Raw genomic sequence first — 23,542 nt, forward strand, 5'->3', positions numbered from 1 at the left:
TGCCCGGTGGGCCGATCCAGCCTAGGATACGTTCAGCGAATTATTTCGGGCAATGAATAAAGGAGTATTGACCATGGTGGCAAACGTCGAACTGACGCCGAACGGGCCGCAGTTTTCTGAATTGGTTCAGGGTTACTGGCGTCTGGCGGATTGGGGCATGACCCCGCAGGAACGTCTGACCTTCCTGAAACAGCACATTGAATTGGGCATTACGACCGTTGACCATGCCGATATTTATGGTGGTTATACCTGCGAGCAGTTGTTTGGTGAAGCGCTGGCGCTGGACCCGAGTGTGCGCGAGCAGATTCAGATTGTCTCTAAATGCGATATCAAGCTGTGTGGCAGCCAGTATCCGGAGCAGAGAATCAACCATTACAATACAGGGAAAGCGCATATTACTGAGTCGGTGAACAATTCACTGCAACGTCTGGGCGTTGAACAGCTCGATGTGCTGTTAATTCACCGCCCGGATGTGCTGATGGATGCCGATGAAGTTGCAGAAGCATTTGCGACGCTGAAACAGCAGGGCAAAGTGGCCCATTTTGGGGTGTCGAATTTCTCTCCGGCACAGTTTGATCTGTTGCAGTCGCGTCTGGATGCGCCGCTGGTGACTAATCAGGTGGAAATCAATCCGCTCAACTTTGAGGTTTGCCATGACGGGACGCTGGACCAACTGCAGATGAAACGCACCAAGCCGATGGCATGGTCCTGCATGGCCGGTGGTGAGATCTTCCAGGGTCAGTCAGAGCAAGTGATCCGGGTTCGCAACGAACTGGAAGCGATCCGCCAGGAAATCGGCGCCGGTTCAATTGACCAGGTGATCTACGCCTGGGTTCGCCGCCTGCCGTCCAAGCCATTGCCGATTATCGGCTCAGGGAACATGAAGCGCGTTGAAGATGCCGTTGCTGCACTGGCATTTGAACTGAGCCGCGAACAATGGTTCCGCGTCTGGGTCGCTTCGAAAGGTCACGGTGTGCCATAAGCTGTTTTTCCTCAGCCATAACGACACAACCCCGCATCTGGCGGGGTTGTGGTTTCTTAGTCGCGGTCGCTGATGTGACCGCTTATTTTTTCTTCTCAGTGGTTGCTTTCAGGATTTCTTTGATGCGCTTGTTCGAGACTCGTTTAGCCATAAATCACTCCATGTAAAAAGACGACTCATACTGAAAAAACGGTCGATGCGATTGGATTGAGTGAATCTGCTGTTACTGATGGTGACGCTGTCACTTTATGGGGCAGAATGTCACTCTGTTGCATCCGACCTCAGTCCACTATAGCGTCTGACAGACTGAAAAAAGGGATCTGGCTCAACCTCTCGGGATTTGATGTTCGGAAAATGCGAGCTGTGCACCTTAGTATCACGGGGATAACGGATTGTTTTAATTGAGTCATACGCCATGAAAGAGATTGAGATTCAAGGAATGACCCCTGCGCATTTACCGCAGGTGGCTGAGTTGTCGGTCGCAACAGAGCAGGTGAAGTTTGTCGGCACCATGGCAGAGATTCTGGTCAACATCGACCATACCGTGCACCCGCACGTGATTCTGGATGGCGATACTGTGGTCGGCTTTTTTCTGATTGATACACAGTACGGGCACAAATACGACTTCGCCGATTCAGCGGCGCTCGGGCTGCGTGCTTTCTTTATCGATCAGCGCTACCAGGGCAAAGGTTACGCCAGGCGTGCTGTGCTGGGCTTAAAAGCGTTTCTGGTTTCCGCCTATCCCGGTTTTCATCAGATCGTGCTGACAGTGAACTGCAAAAACCCGGCCGCCAGACATTGTTATGAACAGGGTGGGTTTGCCGATACTCATGCGCTCTACTTAGGCGGCGCCGCTGGCCCGCAGCATATTATGAGCATGGCGCTCTAAAAGCCACATCGCATACTGACTGAAACAAGCGGGTGATGCGACAGCGTTCTTGCTGATTTCAAACTATATTTTAATCACATCAGCTATCTGCCAGAGGGATGCGCATGGACAGCAAGCACTACAAAATCAGAACCATGAAACCGGACGAAGTCAGCCTTGCTGTCGAATGGGCCGCGCAGGAAGGCTGGAACCCCGGCTTACACGATGCTGAAACCTACTACGCTGCGGATAAACACGGTTTTCTGATCGGTGTTTTGGATGATGAACCGATCGCGACCATTTCGGCGATTCGCTACGATGCGTCTTTCGGTTTTATTGGCTTTTATATCGTCAAACCCGAATACCGCGGGCAGGGTTACGGCATGCAGCTATGGCATGCGGCACTGGCGCATCTGGAAGGCTGTAACATCGGCCTGGATGGCGTGGTGGAACAGCAGGACAACTATCAAAAATCCGGCTTTCAACTGGCCTACAGTAACCTGCGCTATGAAGGCGTCAGCGGCGGTGAATCACCCGATGACCATGCCATCGTGTCACTCAAAGCCCTGCCGTTTGAAACCGTCGCCGCCTATGATCAGCGTTTTTTCCCCGCCCACCGGCCAGTGTTTTTCAAGCACTGGATCACCCAGCCAGACAGCCATGCTTTGGGCATTCTGGAAAATGGCATGCTGGCGGGTATCGGCGTGATTCGCCAGTGTCGCAACGGCTATAAAATCGGCCCGCTGTACGCCGAGAATGCTGATCTGGCCGAGCGCTTGTTCGTCGCCCTGAAATCTGAGGTGGCACCTTCACAACCGATTTTTCTCGATGTCCCGGAAGTGAACCCGGCCGCGGTTGCGCTGGCGGAAAAATATGGCATGACGGTGTCGTTTGGCACCGCGCGGATGTACACCGGGGAACACCCTGAATTGCCGTTCAATCAATTATTTGGTGTCACGTCATTTGAGATTGGGTGAGGTGAGTAAATAAGTTTGATGGTATGTCGCGCTTTAAACTCTGAGCGCCCCTCAGCATTTTCTCATGCGCGCCAGGTACTCTTTTGGGGCAAAAAGAGTACCCAGAAATGCCTTGTTGTTCTCTGGTGCTTTCCGGGTCGGTTGTAGGCGCTCCCGGCGCCGACAACCTAAAAATTCGTCCTGAATTTTTCCCCTGAGTTGTAACACCAATATACCTTCTCAACCCGTCATTCCCGCGACTGTAGTGGTCAACTAATTCCGGACAGTAAATTAGGTTGGTATTCTGCCTTTGCAGGCGGAATACCATCATTGTAGCTGTGTGGCCTTTCCCAGTTGTAGTAGTCCATCAGATAACGACTGATATCTTTGGTTGAGTCTGTCAACGATGTATAGCCTGTTGCTGGTATCCACTCCGATTTCAGACTTCTAAACAACCGCTCCATGGGTGCGTTGTCCCAACAATTACCACGACGACTCATACTTTGAGTCATGCGATAACGCCATAGATGTTGGCGAAACAGACGACTGGTGTACTGACAGCCTTGATCTGAATGAAACAGTACATCTTGTGGCCGGCCTCTTTGCTCATAGGCCATGGTCAGAGCCTTTGCGGCTAATGAAGCATCTGGTTTATCTGACATCGCCCAACCGACAACACGACGACGGAACAGGTCAATCACAGCAGCCAGATAGCACCACCGATTACCAGCCCAGATGTAAGTGATATCACCACACCAAGCCTGATTAGGTCCACACGCATGAAATTCTCGGTTGAGACGGTTCGGAACATCAAGCCGCTCAACGGTCGCATTCCTGTAAACATGTGGACCTGGCTGCTTACTGATAAGTTGCGCTTCTTTCATCAGCGCTCTGACTTTGAAACGACCGATGGAATAACGGCGTTCACGCATCATCCAGGTGATCGTACGACTACCGGCAGCACCTCGGCTGAGTGTAAAGAGTCGATTGACTTCGCTACGAAGTTCCATGCGTTCAACATCAACGCGTTGTTGTCGTTGCTTGTAGTCGTAATAACTGGATGAAGAAATATCGAATACTGAACAGACCAAGTGAACCGATTCATGCTCCCTCAACTGGTCTATCAGCGTGTACGTTCGAGTTCGTCCGACATTAAGAGAGCTGTGGCCTTTTTTAGAATCGCTTTTTCCCGCTCTAAGCGATTAATTCGTGCTTCAAGCTCCTGAATTTTTTGCTGTTCTGACGTGAGTGCTTTCGATGTTGGTGTTTGGCCACCGCGCTCAGCTCTGAGCTGATCAACCCAACGTCTAAGTGCCGTCTCTCCGACGTCAACGGAGCGGCATGCCTCAGGAATTGAATAATTCTGGTCGAGTACCAAACTTGCAGTATCACGTTTGAACTCAGGACTAAATGAGCGTCGTTTTTTGGTCATTGAACACCTCTTTCTTTGGTGGCTACTTTACCACCTTAAATGGTGTCCGGGTTCATTAAACCACTACAGACAAGCGGGAATCCATACAGCGAGTACGATTCTTAAGGCTGGGTGAGTATGTCGCGCTTTTCATCCGGGGTATCCCTCAGCATTTTCTCATGCGTGCCAGGTACGCTTTTGGGGCAAAAGAGTACCCAGAAATGCCTTGTTGTTCGCTGGTGCTTTCCGGGTCGGTTGTAGGCGCTCCCGGCGCCGGCAACCTGAAAATTTGTCCTGAATTTTTCCCTCTTTCGCGCATCATGCTTAAACTCATCATTGCCCTGAAGCTGGTTAGAGTTAAAACTTATATTCACTTCAAGGACGTGCATTTATCCTACTAAAAGTTATCTGAATTCAGTGCATTCAAAGGTTATGTCTCAAGAGCAGTCTAACTTTTTAATTCTACTGCTAATTTTTGGGTTTTGAGTTGAGGCTAGATACTTTGCTTCAGATAGAGCCCCATTCTGATTAAGAGTTCAATCGTGTTGTTCTCACAGATGTACGCCATGAACATTTTTTTATTACTGACGCTCAGCAGTTCGAAGGCACGCTTGAGGTGCGTCTGTACGGAGCTGTCTTTGATGTTCAACGTCGCCGCCACTTCTTTGACCGACAAACTCAGTGTCGATAGTGCGAGGCACTCGACCTGACGCTGGGTTAAGAAAGGGGAGAGCAATTGTGGGATGACCGTATACAGTTCCTCTGAAGCGCTTCTTGGCTTGAGAGGTTCAGTGCGAGGGGTATAACGGCCCATCAGTTGGCTGAGTATGCTTTGGGTATTCACGACCGAAGTGTAATGGCTGACTTTATTATTGATAAACGTCAGTTGTGAGTTGCCTTGATAGACCAGATCTTTCCCCGTCGCCGACACACCTAAGAACTCCCCCAAATGCTTTCCTTTCGCCGTCCACTCAATCACAATGTCGTTCTTACGGGTGATCACGCGGCTTTCTTTGTACTCTAGTGTAGGAAAGGCGCGCTGCCACACTCTGAGCGTCTCGCAAAAGGAGTCAGATCCTACCGATAATTGAAGAGGACTTTCTATCACGGTGTGGGAGGTCATTACTTCCGTCACGGCCTCCGTCATCTTGTCATTCCAAACGCGATTCATAAGGTTACGTGCGGTCTGAACACACGGTTGACGATGAGTAATAATGCGAACCTTCCTTTGTTGTACTCGTGGGATGACGTCTATCTAAGACGCTGTACTAGCACGGTGAACTTGGCGGCAGGCACGCTGCCAATCAACAAACCTAAAGCGATCAGGGCGCAGCTTACCACTTTTTGTGAAGAAATGGCCTCATGAAACAGAGCGCTTGAACCCAACAGGGCAAAAAGGGGCACGAGCAACGTAAACGGGGCCACATGCGACAAGTGGTAAGACACCACCAACTTGTTCCAGATCCAGTATCCAAACAACGTGGTGGCATATGCCTGGTACACAATGGAAAACACACCGGGTAGGGTTATATTGTCCACCAAAGCCGTAAAGCCCTGGGTCCCAACCTGAAGATAGGACAGGAGACACAGCGGGATCGGCGCAAAGAGCATCGACCACACACTGAACGAGAACACGTGTTGGGTGTTGGATTGCTTTAACAGTACTCCTGATATCGACCAACATAGTGCCGCCACCAAAATCAACCCCACTCCGGTCAGCGTGACAGAACCGTCGGACACCGTCAGGCTCAAGGCCAAACCACACAATGCGATCAATGCCCCGAGCGATCGAAGCGGGCTCACCGACTCTTTGAGTAACAGCCAGCCCAGTCCCAAACCGAACACCACGTTCGTCTGAATAAGCAACGCTGCCATGCCGGGGGATAAACCCGCCCCGATCGCCCAGGTGGACAGTCCCCAAACCCCGACTGAAAACGTCAGGCCATAGGCTGCCAGGTATCCCCAGTGTACGTCGGGTTTCTTAACAAAAAAGACCGCTGGAATGGCCGCCAGGGTAAATCTCAAAGCGGTCAGCAGCATCGGATCCAGTGCATCCAACCCCAGTTTGACGACGGAAAAATTCAGTCCCCAGATCGCCATGATGAACACGCACAGGGTGTAGTCTTTCAAGCCCATGCGTTACCCCTTCGTTAACATTGTGTTTGGCGCCGCTTGTTGCCAGATCGCGAACTGTTTCGCAAAGTAGGTGACGATGAGATCCGCGCCCGCTCGTTTAAAGCCGATCAGAGTTTCCAACACTGCTTCCTGTTCGTTTAAGATGCCCATTTGCGCTGCGCATTTGATGGCCGCATACTCCCCGCTGACTTGATAGGCCGCCAGTGGAAGCTGAGTTTGACGGCGCAATTGGGCCAAAATATCCAGGTAAGGGGTACCGGGTTTGACCATCAAAATGTCCGCGCCCTCTTGTTCATCCAGCAAGGCTTCACTGAGCGCTTGTCTGGCATTGGCGTAGTCGAGCTGATACGTGCGTCTGTCGCCCTTAAGTTCGCACTCAACCGCCTGTCGAAATGGCCCGTAAAACGCCGACGCAAATTTCGCGCTGTGTGCCAGTATCGCGACATGCTCAAATCCCGCTTCATCCAAGCCCTGGCGGATCGCCCTTACCTGGCCGTCCATCATGGAAGAGGGGGCGAGCATGTCCGCCCCGGCTTGCGCGGCATTGACACACTGCTTCACCAAGTGAGCCACCGTCTGATCATTGTCAACGTCCTGATCGGTCATGACACCGCAATGACCGTGCGTGGTGTACTCGCAAAAGCAGATATCGGGGATCACCATCATGTGCGGACAGGCTGATTTAATCGTGCTGATCATACGACTCAGCAGACCGTCTCGACACCAGGTGTCACTCCCGATGTCGTCTTTGTGATGACTGATACCAAAGGGCATGACATAGCGGATCCCAAGCGCGTCCAGCGCATGGATTTCATCGGCGAGTTGAGTTTCAGGGATCCGGGTCAATCCCGGCAGACCGGTGATCGGCACCGGACTGGTGATGGTTTCTTCGACAAATATCGGATAAATCAAATCGCTTAATTGAACCTCATGTTCCCGAACGAGCGCTCTGATCATGGGGGTAGTCCGCAAACGGCGCAGGCGTTTGGTGATCCCCGGTTGGGTGGTGTGGTTGGATTGGAATTCCATGGGTGGTACTCCCGAGAGTGGGTTGTCTAAAAGGGTGATGAGTGGCCCTCGATCGAGACTATCGAGTCAGGGCCCCTCGGGCATGATGGTGCGTGTTACACGCGCTCGATGATCATTGCCATGCCTTGGCCGACTCCGATACACAAACTGCACAGTGCATAGCGTCCCCGTTGCTGGGTGAGTTGATTCATTGCCGTACCAATTACCCTCGCGCCACTCATGCCCAGTGGGTGGCCCAGCGCAATCGCACCGCCATTGGGATTGAGGCGCGGATCGTCGCCGTCAATCCCCAGGTGGTTGACCACCGAGAGGACCTGCGAGGCGAAGGCTTCATTGATTTCAATCACGTCCATCTGATCCAGCGACAACTGAGTGAGTTCCAGGACCTTTTTGATCGCCGGCGCCGGGCCAAATCCCATAATGCTGGGCTCAACACCGGCACACGCCGTGGCCACAATGCGCGCTTTGGGCACCAGTTGGTGATTGGTCAGTGACCGCTCCGACGCGACCAAGAGTGCCGCCGAACCATCGTTAATGCCCGATGCATTTCCCGCTGTTACGGAGCCCTGTGGGTGCACCACGGGTTTGAGTTTGGCCAAGGTCTCGAGACTGGAGAGTCTGGGGTGCTCATCGGTCTCAATAATCAACGGGCTCTGACGTTTGCGCGCGACTTCGACCGGAACAATTTCATGACGGAAGAACCCCCGTTCTTGCGCCGCGGCGAATTTGGTCTGACTCCACCGGGCAAACGCGTCCTGCTCATCTCGGCTAATGTCGAATTTGACCGCCAGGTTTTCTGCGGTCTCTGGCATCGAGCAGGTGCCGTACATCTCATCCAACCTGGCATTCACAAAACGCCAGCCCATGGTAGTGTCATAGAATTCGGCGTTGCGGGCAAACGGCAAGTCGGTTTTTCCAAGCACGTACGGTGCGCGTGACATCGACTCCACCCCGCCGGCAATGATCAGGTGCGCTTCGCCCGTTTTGATGGCCCGCGCGGCGTTAGATACTGCTTCCATCCCAGACGCACACAGTCGGTTGACAGTAGACCCCGGCACTTGGGTGTCCAATCCGGCCAGCAGCAAACTCATTCGGGCGACGTTGCGGTTGTCTTCACCCGCTTGGTTCGCACACCCCAAAATCACATCGTCGACGCGACGCCAGTCGACCGTTGGGTGACGTTCTGTGAGTGCTTTTAACGTGATGGCGGCCAGATCGTCCGCGCGGATCGACGACAATGCGCCGGCGTAGCGGCCAATCGGGGTTCTGACGAAATCACACAGGTACGCGTGAGACATGGGCCACCTCCTTGTGAGACGCCGCGAAGCTGGCGGTGATCAATCCTCTGGCCAGATCGATTTCCGATCGGGCAATGCGGTGCTCTCGTTCGGCAAAGATCTCAAGGTGGACACTCGCCCCTAACTGCTCAAAATAGTCGGCCGTCTGAGTGACGCGCTCCGCGGAGACCCAAGTATCGGTATGACTGCCCGAGAGCAACATCGTCATGCCATCAAACACGGGCTTTTGAGCCGATGCAGTCGGGCACTGAGGACCAAACAGTCCACCAGTGAATAAAATGGCGCCCCCCATCGGCTGTTGAGATTGCCTGATGAACTCTGCCGCCATGCACGCGCCCTGCGAAAAGCCCATGATCCAGATGCGCTCGCGGCTCACGCCTTGTGAGAGCAAGTTTTGCAGGACGTGATCGATCACCTCGAGCCCCTGGTTTAACTGTGGCTGGTTGTCGTCAAGAGCGCGGGTGAACCCTCGGGGGTACCAGGTGGCGCCGGGTGCACTCGGCAGATAATAGGTCGTCTCAGCCAAATTCAATTTGTTGATCAGTTTCGTCATATCGTCTGCAGTTTGGCGGCGTCCATGCAAAAGGATCACCACAGGGTTGCCGGCGCTCAGTTCAGCGCCTTTCATAACCACGGTGTACGGGTTGAGGGTTAACACGTTATCGATTCCTTGTTTTGAAGGCGGTTACACAGCTATCGCAGCGATGGTGTCGGGCTTGGCAGGTTGTGGGTTTAGGCCTAAGAGCGTTCTGGCCTCATCGATAGTGGCCACGTCCCGGCCCAATTCGTGAGACAGTCTGACGATGCGATCCACCAACTGGGCATTGCTGGTGGCGAGCTCACCTTTTCGGTAATAAATGTTGTCTTCGAGCCCCGTGCGCACATGACCACCCAGTAAAATCGAGTAGGTGTTCAGCGGCAACTGCGCCTGCCCAATCCCGATGGCCGACCAGATGCTGTTGTCAGGCAGGCTGTCCACCAGATGCAGCAAGTCTTTGCAGGTCGGCCGGACCCCACCATGAATGCCCATCGCAAACGCAAACACCAACTTCTTGTCCAAGTAACCTTGTTGCTGAAGGGTGATGGCCTCGTGGATGACCCCGGAATGGTAAATTTCTATCTCAGGGGTCACCTGATGCTCCTTCATCGCCAGTGCGAGTTTTCTTGCCAGGGCGGGGCTGTTGATGAAGGGTTTGTCGCCATGATTCACCGACCCACAGTTAAAGGAAGCGATCTCTGGGCCGTACTGAAGATGATTCCAGGCTTCCTCTTCTGGCATGCCGTGTGGCAGGTTGAGGCCCGAGGTACTCAGGTTGAGGATAATGTCGGAACGTTCACGGATACGCTCAATGATCTCGCGCCAAACGTCTTTGTCGTAGCTTGGCTTACCCATTTCATCACGGGCGTGGATATGCGCGACACTGGCACCCGCCTGACTGCACTGAACGACGGCATCGGCAATTTCTTTTGGCGTGTGTGGGACGGCGGGGTTTTTACTTCTTGGGGTGATCCCGCCATTAACGGCGGCAGTGATGATTAAATTGTCCATCTGTTTTAATTCTTCATACTATGTAACCACCTTCATAATAAATGTATAAAACTAGAGTAATGTCCCCAAAAAATGGTGACCAAATAGAATTTGTTGCATAAAACCACATAGGGCCTTGTGATGCGCGGAGTGGTTACAACACAGTCTATATACCTATGCACTCAGTAATGCGACATGCCTTGCCTGTGGTCATTCGTGAATTGCTCATTTAGCAAAGTCGACGAAAAGCTTTTGTCTGAAAATAAGCCTGAAATCAGGGTATTTCACTGCCACAGGGAAAGGTTCAGGACGAATTTTCAGGTTGTCGGCGCCGGGAGCGCCTGCAACCGCCCCGGCCAATAGCAAAGAACAAAAAGGGGGTTTCTGGGTACGCTTTGCACCCACAAAGCGTACCTGGTGCGCGTACAAAGGTGCAGAGAGAAACGCCGGGCTCAAGTTCGAAAAATCAGCAACCCCTCAAGACTTGCACTCGTGATCTGGATTGCCATCGGCGAGTCAATGACAGGCCGGGTGTATTTTTTTAGCTCAAATGCTCGACAAACCCAGGGGAAAATTGGTTCTGAATTTTTTCCTGGGTCGTACATCTTGTTGAAACTCTGAATTGCTCACTATTGCGTTAGTTAACAGTAACACTCGTTCAACATAGCTCACGACTTGCAATAGTGATGTCAATGGCACTTCAAGATAGGTGCAGATATCTTCTATTTCATCGTATTTTCTTTATCAGGAATAATATCGCTAGTAACAATCTATTTAAAACAGTATGTTAAGATGTTTCTGGGTTAAATCAGGCTGTGAAAAGTTGACCCAGAATGTGTCTATTTTTACTCCCCGGTTGGGATCTGTTCAATGTCGATAGAGCATGGAAGTTAGGAATCGCAATGAGTCAAATTACCTTCAAGAACGTAGAAACAGCTAAGCTTGTCACGCTTGATCTTAATCTAAAAGTATTGAAATCCTCTGGGCGAGAAATGTTTATACAAGACTCTGCTGTGTATGTACTTCTTCATCAGCTCTTTACACAAAAAGTGTCTTTGATTAGCTATAGCGATATAGGCAGCATTGTCAGGGATCAGAAGTCGGCATTCCACATGGAAGATAGCCCTGACAGCATCATCGCTAATAAGTATGTCTTTAAATCACGTGCTGTTTTAAAGAATGTATTGGTAGACGATTTCATCGTTACTGTTCGAGGGCTGGGATATAAAGCCTCCAGCAAATGGTTACCGGTTTTGGAAGAGAAACGGGACGAACAAAACAAAAATGCCTTTTTGATGGAAATCACGGCAATTATTGAAGACTGCATTGCGTATAGCGAGTCAGCCGATATTACTCAGGATAAGAGTGGATTTTCCTTCATCAAACCGGACCAGGAAACGGCCTTGGATCACTTTCGCCGTATGAACGATTGCTACCATACTTTCTTGAGCAGATATTCAGCACCTGGAAATAGCATCGAATTGTTGGAGTTAAGAGAAAAAATCACCAAAGTACTTCTTTACGCAATCTATTGGCGGGTGGGTGATAGCCTGACCTCTGAGAAATTCCGGTCAGACTATAAAAATGAACTGCAAGTACTTCTCAGACAGGTGAAGCAGGCCGTGGATTTACTTGATTAAGAAGCATACTGGACAGGTTTAAATTCGCTCATATATTGATAGGCACTATCAATTTCTGCTTTATCAACGGCAGAGCAAGTGATGAAGGCACAGAAATCCAAGTTTGAAAAACACCCTTGATGCTGTTCTCCTATAACCGAATGAATAACAAAATTCATCTCAATATCACAATGATTAGAAGGTGTATTCAGAGCTTGAACTCGACCATTTCTCTTCGGGTAAACTAAATAAAAGGCATGTTTTTTTCTGGAGAATGAGAAGTCATTTGGTACTGAACGTGTTTGAATCATAATATCAAGGTTAAGCAAATTGACGCCTGTCGCTTTTTCATACATGGTTGTTACCAGCATACCTGGCGGCCGGGCTCCGACTTCAAGAAAGACGAGATCTTTCGCATCATTATTCCGAACAAAAATCTCCATGTGATAAACCCCGTCACTTGATTCCAGTGCTTTGAGTGAAACTTTAGCGAACTCGATCAACTGCTCTCTTAACGGACTGTTGGTATCCATGACTCTTCCACCTAGTGGTGAGCCGGACTGAAAATCAATAGTCGGGCAGAGGTACTCGGTACATTCAGCAAAGATGCTTTCTCCCATCCACAAAGCGATATCACAGTGATACAAGTCACCGTTTATGTACTCTTCCGCCTCATAGTTACTTAGAGATCCAGCGGCTGTGTTCTGCACTTCTAAGAAGTCATCTTTACTGCGAATAATATATATGTTGTTTGAGCCTGCAGATCGTTTTGATTTTACTACAAACGGTGTTCCGACTTTGGAACTGATCTCATCAAATCTCTGATTTTCAGAAATAGTTTCTATGAAGAAAGGTGTTGGGATATTCCTTTTCTTTAGCCATTTCTTCATTTCGACTTTATCCCGGAAACGCTCTAGATTTTGGTTGCTCTGTGAGTTCTGGCGCAGAGAATCGGCAAGTTCGACATTGCCTTCATCAAAGCAAACAAAATCAACCGTTGAATAAGACTGTCTGATAGAAGCGACGATCTCAACGATTTCGTTATAGACGTACTCGATAATCACACCATCATCAGCAGAGATTGATACAGGGAACTGAAGTGTAAAATGCGATGAGATGTTATCAGGTAAACGGTCTAACTCCTGTTTTGACGCGACAAGTATCAGGTCGTGTTCGCCAAGAAGCGGTAATGAAAAATCGACTTGCGTTAGCTGTCTTGTTGAAAGAAATAGGATTGCTGTTGTCATTCATTTTATCCTTGAAATTATGGATTTTTAAGCGTGGTTTGGTAGAGCATCGCCAACGCCATGAGCAAAGTCAGGCTGACTTCCAACACAGAAAAGCGTTCGTTCTCCACTAGTGTCATAAATATCAGGCAAAGGATTGGTGTCAGTGGCGTAAATTGGGCTGTGACTTTGGCTCCTAATTTCTTGATCGATTTCTGCATCAAAAACATCGGGACAATACATCCAGTAATCGCAATCACAGACAATAACGCGAGATCATGAATGCTGATGCCATATTGACCAATAGAAAAAATGCTATAGACACCACACAAAGTGATGACCATGAAAAAGCGAATAGCGAGGATTTGCGAGGCCGAGATACCCGTTTCCTGATGAAGGTGAGCGCTCTCTCGCATGTAGAATGCGCCAAAAAGCGTTGAGATCAGTGTCAGACACAGACCAACCAGAGTGTCATACACTTCCGCGTTAGAAATTAAGAATGATATTGAGATAGCAAGTGCGAGTGCCACGATGTTCATCACTTTTTCAAGGTTGCTGATCGCACGGTGGTGATGAAGCGCATTGAAAAATGACAGTCCTGAGAAAAAAACCATGATGTAAGCAATGGGGCTAATATATAGTACGACGTAAAACGCTAATAATGTGTTAATAAGAGTGGATAAATTAATTTTGAAAATAATCTTCTTATTATTGATCAGGATGTCAAGGATAAGTTTCCGGCTCTTTACATTGACAGAGAAAAAGAAAATAGCTGCCAATCCATAGGTGATAAATGTAGATACTATGGGGTCTACACTTTTCACGACTCTTGACATAAATACAAATGACAGAGCAAAGAACATACAAAATGCGATGATTTCTTTATATTTAAGCATAATAACTAAGCAATCCTTTCTTTGAGCACCGAGTTAAGCGGACTATGTCTGAGACGATTTTTTTAGCTTGAGTGACAGAAGAGCGTACATAGTTAGTGATCGGCACTTCCCCTGCGGCTGGTCCCCCAATTACATACAAAGGAACACTGTCATTCTCAGAGAGTACTCTCATCGAGCTGGAACTCACTTTTAATCCTCCCGCTTTATTTTTGGTAACGGAAAGCTGAGATAAACTGTGAATGAGAGTGTCGTCTATTGGCTTGTGAGAGATCCCAGAAGCATTAATGACGACATCAAAATTTTTTAATCTGTCCCTTTCTTTTCCGAAAATATGTTTATCTTTTACCACAATGTAATCAGATATGTCCTTTTTGAGGATGGTGAGGTTGCCAGACTTTATCGCTTGTAATACGATTTCTGCATTTGCTAGTGGAAACGATGAGACATAGTGTTTAATAAAGTATTGGTACTTCGACATTAGCCGTAGTTGTCGGTCGGGTGTCATTGTAGGAATTTGTTCATTAAACTCCTCAATAAACTGACCTACTATGTCCTCCCAGTGGTTAAGACTGGATTTACAGCAGGCAATATCTTGCTCCAGTTTGTATTCTGCATTGATCTTATCGGCACAGGAAGAAGCGCTCAGTCTGCTTAAGCTGTTGTAGTCTTGTGGGACAGTACTCTTAATGAGCAGGGAACTTCGCACTGATGGAAGCTCTCCGGACCTTGAAACCATGGTCATCTGAGCATTAGGGTACTTGTTGTGTATTGCTACAGAGACATCGATGGCTGACAGCTTGGATCCGAGTATCAGAACTTTACTGTCATTGTTAACGCGCTGAAGAAACAGACTTTCAGGGTAAGGGTTTGTAATCAGGTTGGTACAGCTGTTATCTAATCCGCCAGGTGTCGTTGTCGTCACGCCGGTTGCTAAGATAACTGCATTAAAGAAAAAATCGATGTCGTTCTGACTGGTGACAATCATCCTGCCATTCTTGAAAGCAAGTTTATGAACCTCTGAATTTTCAACAAACGTTGAGCATCCAAAGGCATCAGCATAGTCTTTTGATTGCCAGAAACGATCCTGACAATACTCTTTGAAATAATATCGGCTGATGAAGTCTGACGAAGATACATTTAAATCTGATTTTTTGTCTTGTAGCCATTTGAAATAATCAAGCTTATCATCAGAGTATAAAGAACTGACACCAACACTGGTATTGTTAAGTGACGATGCCAAATCAGTATTGAAACTGAAACTTTCAGCGATACCAATCGGATCAAAAATGGTAATGGATGTTAAATCGTTGTGTAGTTCTTTGACGAGTTGCAAATAAGCTGAAATCCCACTTGGTCCTGCGCCAATAATCGCAATATTTTTGATATTTGTCATAAATTTCCGTTCCATAGAGTTTAGACTCTGAGGTTAAGGGATAATCTCAGATGCCTGGTAATCTTCTAATAATGAACTTACCTAAAGGTATAGGTGGCAATCATATAAAGCCCCATGAATGCCATGAGTGCCCCTAGCGTGCGGTCAATCAGATAGATATTACTGTTGAATTTTGCCCTGACACTTGGGATGGTCACAAAATAAATGAATGTCAGGTACCATGCCATTTGCACTGCAATAATCGAGACAATGACCAGCAATAGTTTCTCTGCGCCCATGGTGGGTGAAATAATGATTGAAAATAAAGAGATGAAATAAATCGCTGCCTTCGGATTGAGAATGTTCACGATCAAGCCGCTCCAAAAAGCCGACTGAGTCTCGGTTTTGCTTCCTTCATTAACGACGACTTCTGCTTGCTCTGAGAAAGAACTTTTGATGGATTGATAGCCGAGGAACACAAGGTAGCTTCCGCCAAAAATCCCGATTCCCTGAGCAATATGCTCAGAATGTCCCAACGCAGTGGTTAAACCGGCCACGGAGTAGCCGATGTGGACCAATAGCCCGACACAAACACCAATACCGCAAAAAATACCGGCTTTTCGCCCTTGGTGCAGGGTTTTCTGAGAAACCACAACAAAATCCGGGCCTGGTGAAATTGAAGCCATTAAATGAATGGTCAAAATAGAAAACAATGCGGTCGTGAAATCCATGTCTTACCTCAATTGATTAAATAACTCACTTTTATGCGATCTTTTTTACGTTTGATTCGCGTGACCCGCAGTCCTTTCAGTTCAGAAGTGCTGCTGACATGCGTTCCTCCGCATGGAACGGGTGTAAACCCATCAATGGCAATCATTCGGATCTTCGTGCTTTGAGGGATGAACTTGCTTAATAGCGGGCGAAGAGATTGAACCTCAGCCAAATCTAATTCGATGGACTGAATAGGTCTGGGCGTTTTATCTACCAAGGTGTCGATTTGCTCGTTAATCAACGCTACTGAGAAAGTATCGTTGGTTCTTTCACTTTCTATCAGCTCAATGTAGGCATCATCGGGATAGTGATGTCCCTTTGCCGGAGATAAATTGCTGTCCAGCTCTTCGAAGAGATGAGAGATAAGGTGTCCGGCAGTGTGAGACTTCGCATTGAACAGACGGCGCTGTATATCAATGCGCTGTATACATGGCTTACCAGTGCACGTTAAAAGTGAAGGATGTGATTCCAAAACATGGGCGATGCCATCTTCTGTCGTTTCAGTGTGATGCACTCGGTGAGTGCAACCGTCAATAATTATGATGCCTAGGTCACAAGGCTGGCCTCCGCCTTGGGGATAGAAAATTGTGTCATCACAATACACTGCCACAGAGTCATCCATTTCTATCACTTTCGTGATTTTTGCTGTGAATTCTTCCAGATAGGTGTCCGAGAGGTATTTAGGTATTGTCATAGAATCAGCTCCAGATTTGAAGCAGGGCGGGAGCATACTTTGCTCACTTTATAGCCCGAAGAAAACTCTTGTCCGATAATCATCGCTCCAAGCAGCCTTTTTCAGTTTTACTTTTTGGCTTGGGGCGCCACAGTCACACTGTTTTAGCATGTTCATTACAAAACGCCTGAATAGCGCTATATTTTCAACCGCACCATCTAGGGTTATTCGTGAGCTATCTTCTTTTAAAACAACATCTAACACATAATGCTGGCTGTTCTCTATACGCCAATGCTGACGAATATAATGCCCGAGAAGCTTATGCTTTGGTGACAATGAACTCACGTAATAAGACGTTTCGACGCTACCTTTACCTTTGATAACACGATGCCGCTCCACGGCGATGATACTTCGAACCGTCGGCCACTTTTCTTTCAAATCGTCGGGTAAATTGGCCTTCAGCTGAAAAACATACCGCTCTTCTTTACGACCATGTTGCTCTTGAACAATTTCTGTAACAACTTGCTCTTTTTGTGCGTCGAATACCGCCTGAAACTGAGAAACAACGGCTTCACGAAGCTTTGGCTGGTTGTTTTTCACTTGAACGACAATGTGCGCTTTTTTCTCTGAAATTTTTTCGAGAGTTTCGCGCTGACAATGCAAAGCGTCGAGCGTGATGATACTTCCTTTTACATTAATTATATCAAGTAGTTGCCTCACAACACTGATTTCACCATTTTTGCTTTCAGTTGGCTTTTGGCTAAGGACTAAACCACGTTCAGTATCGTAGGCAGTGACGAGCTGTAAGGCGTTTTTCTTATCGCCACGATAGGCACCACGCAGTACCTTGCCATCAAAAGCGATGACTGGCTTGTTTTGAGTCGTTCGCTGGTCATTAATCCAAAGAGCGAGTGCTTCAAGTAATGACTCTGCCACCACCGAACGTAATATGCGAGCAATGGTATGTCGGCGCGGGATACCATGTGTAAACGGGCGGTACTTTCGCAACCAGTGAAGCTTCTCATCACCATAAGTTTCAATGTCTTGCCAGCCTTCACAACCTGATGTGATGGCACTGATAACAAGGAAGATGACATCAACAAGATCATGCTTTCGATTAATGTCAGAGCGGTTTTCTGTCACCACAGAAAGATATTCAATAAGGTTCAATTTCGTAGGCTAGTTAAGAGTTTACGTTTATTAGATCATAGTTTTTAACAAAGTGCGATCCCGCCCTGAGATTTGAAGTGCATGAGTTTTTTTCTCCAGACCAATGAAGCATGACCAAGTCAGCCTGGAGCCTTGCAGGATTTCGTTCACAGAGTGGATACGCATGGGGTTAAACAGAATCAGCTCGCCTGTTTCTGGTGTGATTTCAAAGCAGCTGTCGTTTAGTTGTTCCTCTTTAACGCCGTAACTGCCTTCAATACGGATGCTATCGTATTCTTCTTTCGTTGCTGGCCACTCGTGCCAGAGTTTTAACTCTCCACCTATTTCAGAGGTCTCCAAATACACATTGGCAGCAAGCTGGTTGGTAATGTCTGTATTCATTTCATTGACGAGATCCCAACTTAGAACATCGTTGTGTGGCTCAGCGTAAGCACCTGCTTTGAACTCTCTGACTAATCCAGCGAAAGCCTTGTGACCACCAATTTCAGCAAGGCTGCAGTGGGATGGCCAAACTTCATCTAGTTCTAATCGCAAGCGATCGATTGGTGACAGATACGGGCTTATTTCTTTGCGCATTTCTTTTATCCAAACTTTCGCAAATTCACGGTAGCGGCTTAACGAAACTTCGTCGTTCTGACATTCGAAAAAAGCTTGTCCTATACGCCCAATTTTGGGAGCGTTCACATAGCTGCCAAAAAACGCACTTTGTTTTATTTTATTGGCGATCGCTGTCGCACTCCGTGTGCTGAAATATCCAGGTACCCGCACTACATCAATGGTCCGGTTGAACAGGCCATCTAAATGCCACTTTTCGAGTTCATTGGTGAGGATGATGTTTTCTGATTGTTGTGAGAGCGCTGTAGCGAGATTTGAAAGAGACATATTGATACCTAGCGTTGTATGGTTGTTTTCGTGATTTACATGCTAAGTAATCTGTTGAAATGAATAAAATACGAATAAATCCAGAATAAAAAAATAAAATGGGAGTATTTCTAAGAATCGTTTCGTAAACAAGCGGTGTGGATAGCTTCTTAATTTATATGCGAGTAGCTCGGATCACTTTTCCCAAACTCCGGCATCCTATTCATCCCTCCAGAATAATCACTTTTAATCCACACATTCTATATGGATAATGCATAAATACTACAGGAGAACTTTCATGTTAAAGAAGATCATCGGTTTCAGCTTTTTGGCAACAATCGCCACTTTTCCCAGCCTGGCTCAGGAGTCTCTTAGGGGATGCGACGCCAAAGCTTATGAGATACAGCAACAAATCGAATATGCAAAAAACAATGACAATACGCATCGTGTCGCCGGTTTGGAAAAAGCACTTCAAGCAGTACGGGATCACTGTACGGATGAAGGCTTAATGCGCGACAGACTGGCAAAAGTGAATGAAAAAGAACAGGAAGTTGCCGAGCGCAGACTTGAACTGAAAGACGCTCAGGAATCTGGCCGAGCCGATAAAATTGAGAAAAGAATGAATAAGCTGAAAGAAGCAGAGGCAGAGCTTGCCGCCGCAAGAAGTGAGTTGAAGAAGTAGGTTCAGGTCATAGAACTTGTTTTGCGATAATTTGATCTTAAGAGACTCACTCCCAAAGGGGAAAATTCAGGACGAATTTTCAGGTTGTCGGCGCCGGGAGCGCCTACAACCGCCCCGGCCAACAGCAAAGAACAAAAAAGGGGTTTTCTGGGTACTCTTTGCACCCACAAAGAGTACCTGGCGCGCGTACTGCGATGCCAAATGAACCGCTAAACTCAAGCGCGACATACCATCACGCCCGTTTATGCAGCAACAACACCAACGAACAAGCAGGCATTTCTGGGGACGCTTTGCACCCACAAAGCGTACCTGGCGCGCGTACTGCGATGCCAAATGAACCACCAAACTCAAGCGCGACAAACCTTCAAACTCCAAATGTGTTCAACATAACTTATCGATTATTCCTCAACACTCATCAACCACCAACGCCGTCCCATAACTGCTGTTGATCCGGGTCTGGGCCTCAGGCGAAACAGACAGCTTCGTGCCGGCAGATTGTCTGCCTGAGACTGATTTGGCATGGCACAGGCTGGCACTGGCGCCCATACCCAATTCAACGGTCGCTTTGTCGACATGCAAAGGCTGATCGCTGTGATCGAGCGTGGCGCCCATGGCCAGGTCCAGCATCAGAACCTCGGTTTGACCACTGAGCACCAGTTTGCTGCCCATCTGGCCTGTGACTGCGAAGCTGTCGCTGGCGAGAGCGCAGCTGTCAACGGTCGCATCAATGCCAAACCTGGCGTCGAGGCGCTGAAGGGGCTGGGACGTGTAAATATGGACCGTCAGCGGCTCCGTGCTTTCCCAATCGTCACCCGAGCGATTACTGATCAGCAAGCTGCCCTGCCGTTCAGTCACTGTCATTTTCTCCAGCGCAGCAGCCTGACCTGTCGCTTCAAGGTAGTTGCTGTCGCTGCAATGCACATAGATCTCCAGGCCTTTTTCGACAGACAGTTGATTGAATGCACGGACAGATTCTGTGCGTGTCTGCTCGTCGGCAAAGCTGAAATTGATGATGCCGGTATACAGCGCAATACCAGCCAGAGAAGCAGGAAGAATCACTTTTTTCAGGGTCGGTTTCATCGAATCATCACATCCGTTTTGTGGAAAGTGACATTCACTAATCAATAGTCGTGCCAATATGCATAAAAGTGTACAGGGCAGGCTGAATGCGGGTTGGCGGTGATTTAACTCTGAGCACTGGCTCTGATTGATATTAGTGTTAGCTGAAAAAACTAACAGGTGGCAAATTTCGCCACCTGTTTTTTCTCGTGACCTACTCGTGACCTATGGTCGTGATTGCCGCCACGGTTTACATCATCCGGGATACCGTAAAGCGGGTTTGCTGGATAACGCCATGATCCGGGTTCAGCTGCCAGTCCGGATTTTCCAGAAAGCCCAGGGCAGAGAAGCTCAGGCCATCGCTATCCTGCAACTGCCAGGTCATCACTTTATCGCTGTCGGTAAAGGTGATCACCAGTTGTCCTTTGGCATTCACCACCCAGCTGAATGCTTCAGTCAGCGGCTGATCGGGTTGCTCGGCGTTTGGCACATTGTAAGTACCGTTCCCGGAGAGCAGGCCGTCTGAATTACTGACCGGCACCCCGGCAAATGCCAGGCTGTGACCGTTATCCAGCGTCAGCAGGGCAGTGCTCAGCAGGTTGCTGGTAAAGGCCAGCGGTGTCGCCGTCCAGGGCGTGCCACAGCTTGTGATGGCCTGATCATAGGCGGCCGGTGTCGCGCCGTTGTCGGTCGGGCTTTGTGTGCTGTCATTCCAGCCGGTGTCGAAGTCATCACACTGGGTCAGCAAACGGCCGGGCAGGGCACTTTGCACCAGCGAACCGGAGCCGATCGCCCCTTGTTCGGCGGTAATTCCGTCCGGCGTATTGTCCTTAACCCATTGCTCATCCAGGGTAAAGGTTTTCCAGCTGGTTTCACCGTTGGCCTCAGCTTCCGCCAGCAGAGAGAAAGTCTGGGTCCAGTTGGTGGCATTCGGGATATCGCGGCCCTGAATGACCAGCAGGTTATTATCGACTTCCCATTGATAGCTCTCCGCTTTTTCGCCGGTCAGACGATAGCCGAAGCCCTGGTTGTCGCCACTGTTGGTGAGGAAGGTGTAGCGGCTGCTCAACTCTTCACCCGGTTTGCCCCACAGGAAGGACTGGCTGGCCAGACTGTTGACCGTCACCGTCAGATCTCCCCCGGAAGTACTTTGTTTGCAGGTCTCGACGGCCGTATCAAACTGAGCTCGGGTGGCTGCTACAGTTGGGGCGCTCTCGTTCATCACGGAATCATCTGTTGTGCAGGGCGACAGGGTTGCACTGGAAACCGGGACAGGGGCGTCAGACTGACGGTAATCCAGACTGCGCATTTGCCACAGCGCCTGGGTATCGATGATATTGTCGCCGTTGCTGGCGTATTGCGAGAAGACGATAAACAGGTTCTGCTCACCGATTTTGTTGAGCATGGCCCAGACTTCGGCGTCCCCATTGCTGTTGAACAGCTTGATCATGCCGGAAGCGAACCCGTCTTTCTCGTTGCTGCCGGTGATACTCCAGGTGTAGTTGCCGGCCGCAACGCCATTGAGGTAACGCACAGCTGTGCCATTATCTGCAAATTCATAGGCTTCGGTCGCGCCGGATTCTGACTGGCTGCCATAGCTGGTGCCGGTTTCCATTACCCGGTTGCGGCGCAGCGCAGTCAGCGCTTTGACATCGTTACCGCCCAGTGGCAGGTAACCGCCGCATTGCAGAATGATGTTGTGCATTGTGTTGGCGTCCAGTTCGAACGAGCTGGAAATCATGGCATCGAAGCGGCAACTGAGCTTGGTGGGATCCTGCGGATCTTCATCGTACTCATCACTGACGCCGTCGTTGTCATTATCCGGATCGGCATTGTCTCCGATCCCATCGCCGTCGGTATCGACGGTTTCGTTTTTATCTGTCGGGAATGCATCTTCGCTGTCGTTCACCCCGTCCCCATCGGTATCCGGGTTGAACGGGTCGGTGTTCAGCATCTCTTCCTGCACATCGGTCAGGCCGTCATTATCGTCATCCGGATCAAGGTTATCGCCCAGACCGTCGTAATCGAAGTCGGCGCTTTCATTGGGATCGTTCGGGAAAGCATCTGCCTTATCATAGACGCCGTCATCGTCGCTGTCGGTTTCCAATGCCGCATCATCCACGACTATGGGAAGATTGTTATCGCCGAGCACGACGCGGTCATGCGCATCAAAGACCAGGTGATGATGAGTATCCAGCTGCTTTAACACATCACGCAGACGGCGGAACTCAGCCATGGGGACGGCGAGTTCTTCTTCACTGCTCACTTCCTGCTTGAGTAAGATGCCCAGCTGAACAATGGCCCGCGCTTTGACCGCAATATCGTCCAGACCATTGGCAATGTAATCGCCCATCACCTGACTGGCACCGATACCCAGCGACTGGGCAGTGGCAGAAATCGCCGTCGACTCACCTAATCCTTCGTACATATAGAGGTGGACAATACTGGTGAGCGGGGTGACTGTGGTATAGCCGATCGGCGCAGACATTAAAAACCCTTTGCTGACCGGCGTGCCCGGATTGTCCAGATCCACTGTCTGTCCGGCAATCGCCAGCACGAAAGAGGCGTATTGCGACGGGTTTTCCAGTCCGTTCAGGGCGATGGATGCCTGGCCCGACGCGTTGGTTGTGCCCTGGCGATCGCCGGATTCAAAACGGAAATTCTGTCCCACATCCACCCAGGCCCGTGCGCTTTGCAGGTACCCGTCAATGGCAGTAATGGTATAGGAAGGTATGGTTTTTACTGGCGCGACAGGCTGTTTGGCATCGCCACCACAGCCAGCCAGCAGGCTGATACCAATCAGCCCACATGCGCACTCCCATGATTTGTTCATCATGTTCAGCCCCTAAGTCAATCGCACCGCGCTCCGCGGTCAAGAAGAAGGTGTTGCGGCGCTGCATCAGCTCAGAGCCGCTTTTTATTGCTTTCTGACTGTTAGCTTAGTGTTGTCCAGCTAGACCTTCATAAACGCCGGAGAAAATGGGTGTCGCGAGAATAAGAATGTG

22 protein-coding genes are annotated in these 23,542 nt (G+C 49.1%); 6 read left to right on the forward strand and 16 right to left on the reverse strand.

All coding sequences use genetic code 11. The features are described 5' to 3' along the window. The first annotated feature begins 73 nt into the window (after positions 1–73). From LN341_RS18460 to LN341_RS18470, 3 genes are all read left to right on the forward strand, one after another. A complete protein-coding gene (locus LN341_RS18460; RefSeq protein ID WP_046220016.1) occupies positions 74–982 on the forward strand; it encodes an aldo/keto reductase family oxidoreductase in 909 nt (302 codons plus the stop codon). Between the two features lie 415 nt (positions 983–1,397). After that, a complete protein-coding gene (locus LN341_RS18465) occupies positions 1,398–1,871 on the forward strand; it encodes a GNAT family N-acetyltransferase (RefSeq protein WP_234206560.1) in 474 nt (157 codons plus the stop codon). Between the two features lie 104 nt (positions 1,872–1,975). Continuing rightward, positions 1,976–2,827, forward strand: coding sequence for a GNAT family N-acetyltransferase (locus tag LN341_RS18470; protein ID WP_234206562.1), 852 nt, complete (start codon positions 1,976–1,978; stop codon positions 2,825–2,827). A 248-nt stretch (positions 2,828–3,075) separates the two neighbouring features. On the opposite strand, the gene LN341_RS18475 is transcribed toward LN341_RS18470, so the two are convergent. Next, positions 3,076–4,238 (reverse strand): IS3 family transposase gene (locus LN341_RS18475; RefSeq protein ID WP_234203679.1). Its coding sequence is split into 2 segments (ribosomal slippage): positions 3,076–3,983 and positions 3,983–4,238, totalling 1,164 coding nucleotides; the frame shifts between segments, so codons are not numbered across the junction. A gap of 158 nt (positions 4,239–4,396) precedes the next feature. Between LN341_RS18475 and LN341_RS18480 the strand changes: the two genes are divergently transcribed. Then, the gene (locus tag LN341_RS18480; RefSeq protein ID WP_234206564.1) at positions 4,397–4,618 is read left to right on the forward strand and encodes a hypothetical protein; all 222 of its coding nucleotides are present in this window, start codon (positions 4,397–4,399) and stop codon (positions 4,616–4,618) included. Between the two features lie 92 nt (positions 4,619–4,710). On the opposite strand, the gene LN341_RS18485 is transcribed toward LN341_RS18480, so the two are convergent. The 6 genes from LN341_RS18485 to LN341_RS18510 form a co-directional block, all read right to left on the reverse strand. Further along, positions 4,711–5,388, reverse strand: coding sequence for an ester cyclase (locus tag LN341_RS18485; RefSeq protein ID WP_255783152.1), 678 nt, complete (start codon positions 5,386–5,388; stop codon positions 4,711–4,713). A gap of 80 nt (positions 5,389–5,468) precedes the next feature. Further along, positions 5,469–6,353: an EamA family transporter gene (locus tag LN341_RS18490; RefSeq protein ID WP_234206566.1), complete on the reverse strand. Its 885-nt coding sequence runs from the start codon at positions 6,351–6,353 to the stop codon at positions 5,469–5,471. Between the two features lie 3 nt (positions 6,354–6,356). Further along, positions 6,357–7,382 carry a porphobilinogen synthase gene (hemB, locus tag LN341_RS18495; protein WP_046220010.1) on the reverse strand — a complete coding sequence of 342 codons (1,026 nt, stop codon included), beginning with the start codon at positions 7,380–7,382 and terminating at the stop codon, positions 6,357–6,359. A gap of 95 nt (positions 7,383–7,477) precedes the next feature. Continuing rightward, positions 7,478–8,680: a 3-oxoadipyl-CoA thiolase gene (pcaF, locus tag LN341_RS18500; protein ID WP_234206568.1), complete on the reverse strand. Its 1,203-nt coding sequence runs from the start codon at positions 8,678–8,680 to the stop codon at positions 7,478–7,480. After that, positions 8,658–9,338, reverse strand: coding sequence for an alpha/beta hydrolase (locus LN341_RS18505; RefSeq protein ID WP_234206571.1), 681 nt, complete (start codon positions 9,336–9,338; stop codon positions 8,658–8,660). Before LN341_RS18505 ends, pcaF begins: the two co-directional genes overlap by 23 nt. 27 nt (positions 9,339–9,365) lie before the next feature. Beyond that, the gene (locus LN341_RS18510) at positions 9,366–10,229 is read right to left on the reverse strand and encodes a 3-keto-5-aminohexanoate cleavage protein (protein ID WP_234206573.1); all 864 of its coding nucleotides are present in this window, start codon (positions 10,227–10,229) and stop codon (positions 9,366–9,368) included. An 881-nt stretch (positions 10,230–11,110) separates the two neighbouring features. On the opposite strand from LN341_RS18510, the gene LN341_RS18515 reads away from it, so the two are divergent. Further along, entirely contained in the window at positions 11,111–11,848 is a 738-nt protein-coding gene (locus LN341_RS18515; protein ID WP_234206576.1) for a hypothetical protein, read from the forward strand. Here the strand turns inward: LN341_RS18515 and LN341_RS18520 are convergent. The 7 genes from LN341_RS18520 to LN341_RS18550 all read right to left on the reverse strand — a co-directional run bounded on the left by LN341_RS18520 (position 11,845) and on the right by LN341_RS18550 (position 18,817). Next, positions 11,845–13,074 carry an acetyl-CoA carboxylase biotin carboxylase subunit family protein gene (locus LN341_RS18520; RefSeq protein WP_234206578.1) on the reverse strand — a complete coding sequence of 410 codons (1,230 nt, stop codon included), beginning with the start codon at positions 13,072–13,074 and terminating at the stop codon, positions 11,845–11,847. The two genes, LN341_RS18515 and LN341_RS18520, sit on opposite strands and share 4 nt — an antisense overlap. 17 nt (positions 13,075–13,091) lie before the next feature. After that, entirely contained in the window at positions 13,092–13,949 is an 858-nt protein-coding gene (locus LN341_RS18525; RefSeq protein WP_234206580.1) for a DMT family transporter, read from the reverse strand. After that, positions 13,942–15,342, reverse strand: a complete 1,401-nt coding sequence (locus LN341_RS18530; protein WP_234206582.1) for an FAD/NAD(P)-binding protein — start codon at positions 15,340–15,342, stop codon at positions 13,942–13,944. The genes LN341_RS18525 and LN341_RS18530 overlap by 8 nt, the downstream gene beginning before the upstream one ends. A gap of 77 nt (positions 15,343–15,419) precedes the next feature. Further along, entirely contained in the window at positions 15,420–16,052 is a 633-nt protein-coding gene (locus tag LN341_RS18535; RefSeq protein WP_234206584.1) for a LysE family translocator, read from the reverse strand. Between the two features lie 8 nt (positions 16,053–16,060). Then, positions 16,061–16,786 carry an alanyl-tRNA editing protein gene (locus tag LN341_RS18540; RefSeq protein ID WP_234206588.1) on the reverse strand — a complete coding sequence of 242 codons (726 nt, stop codon included), beginning with the start codon at positions 16,784–16,786 and terminating at the stop codon, positions 16,061–16,063. Between the two features lie 48 nt (positions 16,787–16,834). Beyond that, entirely contained in the window at positions 16,835–17,935 is a 1,101-nt protein-coding gene (locus LN341_RS18545) for an ISAs1 family transposase (protein WP_234204133.1), read from the reverse strand. Positions 17,936–17,965: 30 nt separating this feature from the next. Beyond that, the gene (locus LN341_RS18550) at positions 17,966–18,817 is read right to left on the reverse strand and encodes a 2OG-Fe(II) oxygenase (protein ID WP_234206590.1); all 852 of its coding nucleotides are present in this window, start codon (positions 18,815–18,817) and stop codon (positions 17,966–17,968) included. 277 nt (positions 18,818–19,094) lie between these two features. On the opposite strand from LN341_RS18550, the gene LN341_RS18555 reads away from it, so the two are divergent. After that, positions 19,095–19,478, forward strand: a complete 384-nt coding sequence (locus tag LN341_RS18555; RefSeq protein ID WP_234205117.1) for a DUF1090 domain-containing protein — start codon at positions 19,095–19,097, stop codon at positions 19,476–19,478. Positions 19,479–19,883: 405 nt separating this feature from the next. Here the strand turns inward: LN341_RS18555 and LN341_RS18560 are convergent, their stop codons facing one another. Continuing rightward, positions 19,884–20,558: a GIN domain-containing protein gene (locus LN341_RS18560; RefSeq protein WP_234205119.1), complete on the reverse strand. Its 675-nt coding sequence runs from the start codon at positions 20,556–20,558 to the stop codon at positions 19,884–19,886. Between the two features lie 229 nt (positions 20,559–20,787). Next, positions 20,788–23,373 carry a hypothetical protein gene (locus LN341_RS18565; RefSeq protein WP_234205121.1) on the reverse strand — a complete coding sequence of 862 codons (2,586 nt, stop codon included), beginning with the start codon at positions 23,371–23,373 and terminating at the stop codon, positions 20,788–20,790. Positions 23,374–23,542 lie beyond the last annotated feature (169 nt).

Origin of the sequence: Photobacterium sp. TLY01 (assembly GCF_021432065.1) — a bacterium.
GTDB classification, from domain to species: domain Bacteria; phylum Pseudomonadota; class Gammaproteobacteria; order Enterobacterales; family Vibrionaceae; genus Photobacterium; species Photobacterium halotolerans_A.

Excerpts from the sequence above, each read along its gene's own strand:
- hemB (WP_046220010.1), bottom strand. The coding sequence starts at position 7,382 with ATGGAATTCCAATCCAACCACACCACCCAACCGGGGATCACCAAACGC.
- LN341_RS18525 (WP_234206580.1), bottom strand. The coding sequence starts at position 13,949 with ATGCTTAAATATAAAGAAATCATCGCATTTTGTATGTTCTTTGCTCTG.
- LN341_RS18470 (WP_234206562.1), top strand. The coding sequence starts at position 1,976 with ATGGACAGCAAGCACTACAAAATCAGAACCATGAAACCGGACGAAGTC.
- LN341_RS18565 (WP_234205121.1), bottom strand. The coding sequence starts at position 23,373 with ATGATGAACAAATCATGGGAGTGCGCATGTGGGCTGATTGGTATCAGC.
- LN341_RS18460 (WP_046220016.1), top strand. The coding sequence starts at position 74 with ATGGTGGCAAACGTCGAACTGACGCCGAACGGGCCGCAGTTTTCTGAA.
- LN341_RS18520 (WP_234206578.1), bottom strand. The coding sequence starts at position 13,074 with ATGACAACAGCAATCCTATTTCTTTCAACAAGACAGCTAACGCAAGTC.
- LN341_RS18550 (WP_234206590.1), bottom strand. The coding sequence starts at position 18,817 with ATGTCTCTTTCAAATCTCGCTACAGCGCTCTCACAACAATCAGAAAAC.
- LN341_RS18515 (WP_234206576.1), top strand. The coding sequence starts at position 11,111 with ATGAGTCAAATTACCTTCAAGAACGTAGAAACAGCTAAGCTTGTCACG.
- LN341_RS18555 (WP_234205117.1), top strand. The coding sequence starts at position 19,095 with ATGTTAAAGAAGATCATCGGTTTCAGCTTTTTGGCAACAATCGCCACT.
- LN341_RS18480 (WP_234206564.1), top strand. The coding sequence starts at position 4,397 with ATGCGTGCCAGGTACGCTTTTGGGGCAAAAGAGTACCCAGAAATGCCT.
- LN341_RS18535 (WP_234206584.1), bottom strand. The coding sequence starts at position 16,052 with ATGGATTTCACGACCGCATTGTTTTCTATTTTGACCATTCATTTAATG.
- pcaF (WP_234206568.1), bottom strand. The coding sequence starts at position 8,680 with ATGTCTCACGCGTACCTGTGTGATTTCGTCAGAACCCCGATTGGCCGC.
- LN341_RS18485 (WP_255783152.1), bottom strand. The coding sequence starts at position 5,388 with ATGAATCGCGTTTGGAATGACAAGATGACGGAGGCCGTGACGGAAGTA.
- LN341_RS18530 (WP_234206582.1), bottom strand. The coding sequence starts at position 15,342 with ATGACAAATATCAAAAATATTGCGATTATTGGCGCAGGACCAAGTGGG.
- LN341_RS18560 (WP_234205119.1), bottom strand. The coding sequence starts at position 20,558 with ATGAAACCGACCCTGAAAAAAGTGATTCTTCCTGCTTCTCTGGCTGGT.
- LN341_RS18465 (WP_234206560.1), top strand. The coding sequence starts at position 1,398 with ATGAAAGAGATTGAGATTCAAGGAATGACCCCTGCGCATTTACCGCAG.
- LN341_RS18490 (WP_234206566.1), bottom strand. The coding sequence starts at position 6,353 with ATGGGCTTGAAAGACTACACCCTGTGCGTGTTCATCATGGCGATCTGG.
- LN341_RS18510 (WP_234206573.1), bottom strand. The coding sequence starts at position 10,229 with ATGGACAATTTAATCATCACTGCCGCCGTTAATGGCGGGATCACCCCA.
- LN341_RS18540 (WP_234206588.1), bottom strand. The coding sequence starts at position 16,786 with ATGACAATACCTAAATACCTCTCGGACACCTATCTGGAAGAATTCACA.